The organism is Pseudoalteromonas sp. MQS005 (assembly GCF_001661605.1).
Lineage (GTDB): Bacteria > Pseudomonadota > Gammaproteobacteria > Enterobacterales > Alteromonadaceae > Pseudoalteromonas > Pseudoalteromonas tetraodonis.
Genome location: NZ_LYRQ01000020.1, coordinates 55516 through 63547, shown reverse-complemented (window position 1 = coordinate 63547; position 8032 = coordinate 55516). Strand labels below are relative to the sequence as shown.

Annotated in this window: 8 protein-coding genes; 4 read left to right on the top strand and 4 right to left on the bottom strand. The window is 40.1% G+C overall.

The window, feature by feature from the left end; genetic code table 11:
* Positions 1-59 precede the first annotated feature (59 nt).
* Positions 60-800, bottom strand: coding sequence for a glycosyltransferase family 2 protein (locus A9479_RS09140; RefSeq protein ID WP_064663250.1), 741 nt, complete (start codon positions 798-800; stop codon positions 60-62).
* 210 nt (positions 801-1010) lie between these two features.
* Between A9479_RS09140 and A9479_RS09135 the strand changes: the two genes are divergently transcribed.
* On the top strand, positions 1011-1841 hold the full coding sequence (locus A9479_RS09135; protein WP_064663249.1) for a sulfurtransferase: 831 nt from the start codon (positions 1011-1013) through the stop codon (positions 1839-1841).
* Between the two features lies 1 nt (position 1842).
* On the opposite strand, the gene A9479_RS09130 is transcribed toward A9479_RS09135, so the two are convergent.
* The gene (locus A9479_RS09130) at positions 1843-2193 is read right to left on the bottom strand and encodes a cysteine-rich CWC family protein (RefSeq protein ID WP_064663248.1); all 351 of its coding nucleotides are present in this window, start codon (positions 2191-2193) and stop codon (positions 1843-1845) included.
* 43 nt (positions 2194-2236) lie between these two features.
* On the opposite strand from A9479_RS09130, the gene A9479_RS09125 reads away from it, so the two are divergent.
* On the top strand, positions 2237-2563 hold the full coding sequence (locus A9479_RS09125; protein WP_064663247.1) for a hypothetical protein: 327 nt from the start codon (positions 2237-2239) through the stop codon (positions 2561-2563).
* 163 nt (positions 2564-2726) lie between these two features.
* Here A9479_RS09125 and A9479_RS09120 read toward each other — a convergent pair whose 3' ends face one another.
* On the bottom strand, positions 2727-3695 hold the full coding sequence (locus A9479_RS09120) for a class 1 fructose-bisphosphatase (protein ID WP_008115459.1): 969 nt from the start codon (positions 3693-3695) through the stop codon (positions 2727-2729).
* Positions 3696-3849: 154 nt separating this feature from the next.
* Here A9479_RS09120 and A9479_RS09115 point away from each other — a divergent pair, with 154 nt between their 5' ends.
* Together A9479_RS09115 and A9479_RS09110 are read left to right on the top strand one after the other, a co-directional pair.
* A complete protein-coding gene (locus A9479_RS09115; protein ID WP_064663246.1) occupies positions 3850-6279 on the top strand; it encodes a zinc-dependent metalloprotease in 2430 nt (809 codons plus the stop codon).
* Positions 6280-6418: 139 nt separating this feature from the next.
* On the top strand, positions 6419-7192 hold the full coding sequence (locus A9479_RS09110) for a YggN family protein (protein WP_064663245.1): 774 nt from the start codon (positions 6419-6421) through the stop codon (positions 7190-7192).
* Positions 7193-7287: 95 nt separating this feature from the next.
* Here A9479_RS09110 and rsuA read toward each other — a convergent pair whose 3' ends face one another.
* Positions 7288-7986, bottom strand: coding sequence for a 16S rRNA pseudouridine(516) synthase RsuA (gene rsuA / locus A9479_RS09105; RefSeq protein WP_064663244.1), 699 nt, complete (start codon positions 7984-7986; stop codon positions 7288-7290).
* Positions 7987-8032: the final 46 nt, after the last annotated feature.

The following is an 8032-nucleotide window of genomic DNA, read 5'->3' as shown; positions in this document are numbered from 1 at the left end:
TTTAAAAAATCCAGTATATGTAATTAGACTCAATAGTATTATTCTATGAAAGCTACATATTATTTATAAACTGAGAAAAGGTATTTGTTAAAACTGTATTGGCTTTGGATAACAGCTATAACGAAACCGGCTCTTCCATCTAAAAAACCTAGCCTTAAAAAATAATGTCGAATAAAAGCAAATATGGCAGAGCCAGTAGCTTTTGATAATGAGGCTTTTTTTCCTTTTTGAATTATTTGCTTTGCGCCTAGGTTAGCATAGTGGTTTCTTTTATTAAGATAGGTAAAAATATCTTGGTGCTGGAAGTGTAAAATTTTTTCTTTTAATGTAATTAGCTCACAGTCTTTTGTTATAACAGATTCATGTACTAAATTTTTGTTGTAACTGGTTTTTTTCTTGTTGTATATACGGGCAATATGATCAGGGTGCCAGCCACTGTGATGAATAAACTGGCCACAAAAATATGTTAGCCGATTTACTCTTAATATATTTTCTTCACTACACCTAGGCAAAGTATTAAGTATCTCATTTTTTAATGTTTCACTAACTTCTTCATCGCAGTCAATAGCAAAAATCCAGTCGTTACTAGCTAGCTGTTCAGCTCTTCGACGTTGCTCGCCAAATCCTTGCCAATCCTCTCTAATGAATATCTTATCGGTGTATTTTTTTGCAATTTCGAGTGTATTATCTGTACTGCCTGAGTCAAGCAGAATAATCTCGTCAGCCCATTTAACTGATTCTAAACAGCGGGCAATTGTATTTTCCTCATTCTTACAAATAATACAAACAGATAGTTTCAAAATATTCTTCTCATAATTAAGTTATTGACGATAGATCCTAACATAAATCCATCTACAAATTAGTTACTATAGTATTCCAAAGTATTACTTCTATGACCATTTTTATAGCTATTTTTAAATAACCAATGCTAAAGTTGATATTACCTAATTACTTAGTATTGTTTAATCTAATAGTTTGATTATATGGTTCTTTACTCTAGGGGATTTTTTATGAAACATCTTGTTGATGCAAAGTGGCTTAACATGCGTTTAAAGCAAACTAACCTAGTTATCTTTGATGCGGGTATGTTACGTCCCTCAGCTGCGGGGGAGTACTCACCCGTTGCCATGCTTCCTAAAGCACAACGGTTTGATATCAAAAAAGAACTCGCAGATCCCTCAAACCCATTGCCTAATACCTTGTGTAGTGCAGAACAATTTACTCAAGTGATGCAAAAAGCGGGAGTGAATCACGATTCACTTGTGGTGATTTATGAAGATGCAGGGTTATTCAGTGCAGCTAGAGCTTGGTGGATGTTTAAAGCCATGGGGTTTGATAACGTAAAAGTCCTCAGTGGCGGTTTAGCCAAGTGGCTTGAACTCGGGCTTCCGATTGAATCAAACTATACACAAACATCATTAAAAGGCGATTTTATTGCTCAATACCGACCTGATTACTTTATTGATAAAAAACAGGTACTAAGAGCTACTGAGGACGCCAATACAGTTATTTTAGATGCACGCGCTTATGGGCGCTTTACCGGCAAAAGTAGTGAGCCAAGAGCCGGAATACGCAGCGGCCATATTATTAATAGCTATTCGCTACCTTTAACTAGTCTATTAGAAAATGGCGAGGCAAAATCACTCGACTTTATACAGGCAAAGTTTAGTGAATTAGTCGGTAATGCAACCCACTTACAATTTAGCTGTGGCTCTGGCGTTACTGCCTGTGCGCTTGCACTGTTTGCCGATGAATGCGGCTATAGTAATTTAAGTGTGTACGATGGCTCGTGGAGTGAATGGGGCGCAGATAACTCACTGCCTATTGCTGTGTGTGGCTAATTTAGCTATAAGGGCAATTTTTACAACCATTTTTACAGCAAGTACCACGCTTTAAAAAATACCACTTACTAAACACCATGTAACTATTTTGCATGGTGTAATCTAACCCTTCAATTAAATTATCATGGCTTCTAAATTGTTCAGCAAAAGCGATTTGAGCTTTTATTGGTTGGGTGTATATAGTCTCTAAATAGCTATTTATTTTAGCAAGAGTACATGATCGGCATAAGCAGCTAGTTGCTGTATCATCGAGTGGTAAAATAGCGGGTAACTGATAACACCAACATGCGGTTATATCATTAACATTACAGTTAAGCGTTGTATTACATTGGCTGCAGTTTATCTGGGTCATTTTAGGTCTTATTAACAGTAGAGCAGCAAGAATAACAAACATTATGAATATACAAAAAGCATTGGCTGAATTTATTACTTTTGGTGAGCAAAGAGACGAAGCAATTTCAGTAATAGTGTCAAGCTCTGCGCACAATGCTAAGCCACTTTATAAGTTAACGACACCCGTATTGATTGATGTGCTTAAGCGCTGTGTAAGTAATGAAATAGATCTCGATGATCTCGCGCTTTGGGCCAACGTCATTGAATCAAGAGCAGATATAGATAGCGCTGAGCATGAAGGGGTTATTTATGCGCTGAGTAATAGCGAGCAAATGGGCGAGTTTAGCCACAAAAAGCTTGAACAATTATTAGCATTATTAAAGGACTAGATTTAGGCTAACTCAAAGCTTTTAGCTGCGAGCTTACTGCGGTTTTATGTAACGGATAAATAATACTAAGCCGCATTTAAGTTAAATCCGGCTTAGTATTTTCTGACAACTGACAACTGACAACTGACAACTGACAACTGACAACTGACAACTGACAACTTGTTTACTTATGATAGCTCAAGCAAGTTTCTACTTCGTCTTTAGAGCCTAAAATAACCGCAACACGCTGATGGATGGCATCAGGCTGAATATCCATAATACGCTCAGTGCCTGTTGAAGCAATACCACCTGCTTGCTCTACTAGCATTGCCATTGGGTTTGCTTCATAAAGTAAACGCAGTTTATTAGGCTTATTAGGATCTTTAGTATCAGTTGGGTAAGTAAATAAGCCACCACGGCTAAGTACACGGTGCACATCGCCAACCATTGCAGCAATCCAACGCATATTGAAGTTTTGAGCACGAGGGCCTGTATCTCCCGCAAGTAAGTCGTTAATGTAGTTTTGCATCGCCGGTTCCCAGTGGCGCTGGTTTGAGGCATTAATTGCAAATTCATTGGTTTTAGCAGGAATAGCGGCAAAATCTTGGGTAAGTAAAAAGCTACCTTGGGTTTTATCTAAGGTAAACATGCGTGTACCTTTACCCGTTGTTAGCGCAAGCATAGTTGATGGGCCATACAGTACGTAACCTGCAGCCACTTGTTGATGCCCAGGTTGCATAAAAATCTTTTCATCAGCAGCATCTGAGCCCACAGGTGCTTTCATAATAGAAAAAATAGTACCTACAAGTGAGTTAATATCTGTATTTGACGAGCCATCAAGTGGATCAAATGCAACAATGTACTCGGCATCTGGGTTACCGGCAACAGTATAATCTTCTTCTTCAGAGGCAATCGCTTTAACTGTGCCTGACTCCAGCAATATATCTTTTAATAACTGATTAGACAGTACATCGAGTTTCTTTTGTGTTTCGCCTTGAATGTTTTCATCGAGGGTTGAGCCTAATACGCCCGATAATTCACCTTGACCGACGCGAAATGAAATTTCTTTACATGCCGCTAAAATAGTACGAATTAACGACAAAAGTTCTCTTGAACAGCCATCTTCTAGTAATACTGGTGGGAGTCTACGCATTCTTTTTTCCTGATAACGTGTTAAAACTAATCATAATGTGAGAGAGATTAGTTTAGAGCGCTGAAATTCGTCTTAAATAACTGTATTGTATAAATAACCCCCTATAATGGGGTACCTACATCGCATTTAAAACGCTAATAACAAAGATAAGATTATGCAAAAAATATCACGATTAAGTTACATACTCTTTACTGTGCTGCTCTGTATGATAACTCAAGCGCACGCAGCAATTAAGTCTATTGACGAATTTACTGAAAAAATGAACCATTTCCCTGGTTATTTTTCTTTCTTTTACGATACCCAAAACGGCAATGTTTATTTAAAAGTTGATAAACTTGAACAACAATTTTTACTACAGCATAGCTTGCCTTATGGCGTTGGCTCTAACGATATAGGTTTAGATAGAGGCCAATTAGGCGGTACCTATTTGGTACAGTTTGAGCGCTTTGGCAATAAGGTTATGTTGCGCGCTGTAAATACTTACTACCGTGCTAACACAAGTAATCTAGCAGAGCAGCAAAGCGTTAAAGAAGCGTTTGCATCCAGTATTTTGGCGGGTTTTAAAGTTGTCGCGCAAGATGACAATGCTGCATTAATAGATTACACCCCCTATTTACTAAGCGATGTACATGGCGTAAGCCGTACTTTAGCTGCGCGCAAGCAAGGGCAGTTTAGCCTTGATGAGTCACGCAGTGCGGTATTTATGAATCGCTCAAAAGCATTTGTAAAAAATACTGAACTTGAAGCCATTCTCACCTTTAAAGGGTCTAAACCAGGTGAATATGTGCGCCAAGTGAGTGCTGATCCATACGCGCTAACCGTGCATATGCACCATTCATTAATCAAATTGCCTGATGACAATTACACGCCACGTAAATTCAGCCCGCAATCGGGTTATTGGAGTGTGGAGCATAAAAATTATGCAGCAGGGCTCGATGAGTCTATGTATGTGCGTTACATTCCACGCCATCGGTTAATAAAAAAAGATCCGAGTCTGGCTGTAAGTGAACCGGTCGAACCCATTGTGTATTACTTAGACCCTGGCGTACCTGAACCAGTAAAAACGGCTTTATTAGAAGGCGGGCAATGGTGGAATGACGCCTTTAATGCAGCAGGATATAAAAATGCCTTTAAAGTTAAAGTGCTACCAAGTAATGCAGATCCTATGGATGTGCGCTACAACGTTATTCAATGGGTGCATCGTGCAACTCGTGGTTGGTCTTATGGCAGTTCAATTATAGACCCACGTACAGGCGAAATTATTAAAGGCCATGTCACACTAGGATCGCTACGAGTACGCCAAGATATTTTAATTGCTGAATCACTGGCAGCGCCTTATTTAAAAGGCAATGAAGTAGCAAGTACCTTACAGGCAATGGCACTTGATCGTATTCGTCAACTCAGTGCTCACGAAATTGGTCATACACTGGGTATTGCGCACAACTTTGCTGCGTCAGTAAATAATCGTGCTTCGGTGATGGACTATCCGCATCCGTTGTTAAGTTTTGCTGATAATGGTCAGTTAGATGTATCTGATGGTTATGCTAAAGGTATGGGGGCATGGGATACGCAAGTGATCAAATATGGCTACAGTGACTTTACCGGCCAAGATGAAAGCGAAGCACTCGCTGCTATTTTACAGCAAAATAAATCGCTAGGTTTGGCGTTTATTTCTGACAGTGATGCCCGTGCCAAAGGTGGGGCGCATCCTACAGCACATCTTTGGGATAATGGCGGTAATCCAAGTGAAGAATTACTTAGAGTGCTTGATGTGCGAAAGCAGGCGCTCGGGCAGTTTGGTATTAACAATATAAAAACTGGGGTTGCACTGTCGCAGTTAGAAGAAAAGCTAGTGCCACTTTACTTGTTCCACCGTTATCAAGTTGAAGCGGTTGCAAAGCTTATTGCGGGCGTTGATTATGACTATGAAATTCGTAGTGACGCACCCGTCAAAGGCGCCCAAGTAGTAGCTAAAGAGGCTCAGCAACAAGCTGTTAATGCTATTTTAGCCACCCTAAAAGCAACTAATTTAACGCTGCCAGAGTCGATACTGTCTTTGATTGTACCAAAGGCGTATGGCGAGTCTAAATCACGAGAAAGTATAGTGGGTCGTACCGGCTTAACTATGGATGCACTTGCATTGCCTGAAGTGGCAGCGCAGCATAGTCTATCGCTATTACTTAATGCTCAACGATTAAATCGATTAGCACAGCAGCAAGCACGTGATAACCGCTTTTATAGCCTAGATGAGCTACTTAAACAGTTAAATAAGCAAGTGTTTAATGTATCAGCACCTGCCACCATGACAGGAAAAGTAACACAACGAGTACAGTACCTAACGGCAAAAACCATGGCTGATCTTGTGGCTAACGACGGTTTAAGCCCTGAAGTGCAAGCGCAACTACATTTCTATTTAAGCAAGCTTGCTGATGAGTTTAATCAGCACTCTTTGCTAGGCCATCCTGAAGTGGGTGACAGTGCATTTAAAAATTATTTAGCGTCGCAAATTAATCAGTTTTTAACAACAGGGCAGTGGCCTGACAATTTTAAAGCCCTGCCAATACCACCAGGCTCACCGATTTAATAGTACAAGCCAGAGGATAAAGGCGCTGTGTAAACGTTACGTTTCATGGTGCCTTGTTTTTAGGGTGTTACTTTTGCTTGCATAAAGTTGGTTTTTTGTTAATCTAGCCACCCCCTATTTTAGTCTTTTTGAGGTGTTTATGGCGTTTTTATCTCGTTCGATATTGGCGTTATCAATGGCACTTTTAAGCTCCAATACAATCGCACAAAAACAATGTGATGTTGAACTTCGTCATGGTTTAATTATTACCGATGATGTGATCCGTATTGTTGATAAAGGCCAAACTAGGGTGCAAATTAACAATAATAATCAACTGTTTATTCGAGGCTACTGGGTCGACTTAAGCACCGACGAAAGCAAAGTGCTAGAACAATTTAGCAATGGTATTCGTCAAACAGTTCCTGAGTTGGTCGATTTAGCGACCGATGGCGTTAACCTAGGACTCAGTGCTATTGAGCATGTTGTTGAGGGCATGTCAGATAAAGAACCCGAAGTGCTAAAAACGCAATTACAATATGTAGAACGCGCACTTATGGATAAGTTTAAACGTGGCGACGATTTCTTTTTTATAGCTCCTCAATCGCTTTCCCAAATTGATGATTTTTTTACTAAAGAAATTAGCCAAAAAATACACTCTGCTGTACATGGTTCTTTGGGTGCTATTTTAATGTCGCTTGGGGATGCGTTTAAATCTCGAGAAGGCAATATAGAAGACCGCATGAACGACATGGGGCAACGCATGGATATCATTACCAAAGAAATCGATAAGTCATTGCAGAAAAAAGCCCACCAATTAGAACTTAAAGCCTCTGAATACTGTGAATGCTTAAATTCTCTAGATATTACTGAGTCTCGTCTGCAAGCGATTGTACCTGGAATGACAGACTTTGATTTAGTACAGATTAAATCGTAAGGACAGGGATTAAGCAAGATTATAGAAGGCAACGAGTATCGAGCCTAGAGCTGCAAGTGAGCGGTCCGAAGCCATTACCTAACACCTAAACAACCTTACAGTTTTATCTCTGCGGCAGTTAATGGGCGGTATTCACCTGCAGCCAGATCTTCACCTAACTTTATACCCGCAATTTGTTCACGATGTAATTCAACTACTTTGTTATCTACCGCTGCTAGCATACGTTTTACTTGGTGATACTTACCCTCAGAAATAGACAAGCGTAAACCATAATTCCCCAAGCGCTCAGCAATAGCAGGGCGAGTTAAATCTTTTTCATTGTGAAGCTGTACACCGTCGCGTAATTGCTGCAGTGCATCATCGGTAATCGGCTCTTGGGTTTCAACCAAATAGGTTTTAAATTTATTCTTTTTCGGCGAGGTAATTTTGTGTGACCAGTCGCCATCGTTAGTAATAAGCACTAGGCCTGTCGTGTCTATGTCTAAACGCCCAGCAACATGGAAATCGCTCAAATTTGGCTCATCGAGTAAGTCAAATACGGTTTTGTGTAACTCATCCGAATTAGCGCACACATAACCTACCGGCTTATTGAGCATAAAGTAGCGTTTACCTAAAAAAACTAATGGCTCGTCATAAAACAGCACGTCATCTTGTTGGCTAACTTGAAAGTCGAATGCAGTGATCACCTCACCATTTACGGTTGCCGCCTGACTTTTTATTGCCGCACGGGCTTTTGAGCGTGGTAACTCTGCTAAATGGCTAATAAATTTATCTAAACGGCAAGGAAATTTCATGTTGTTCACATTTTTAGTCGGCTACAATGGCCGCGAGTATAGCGGA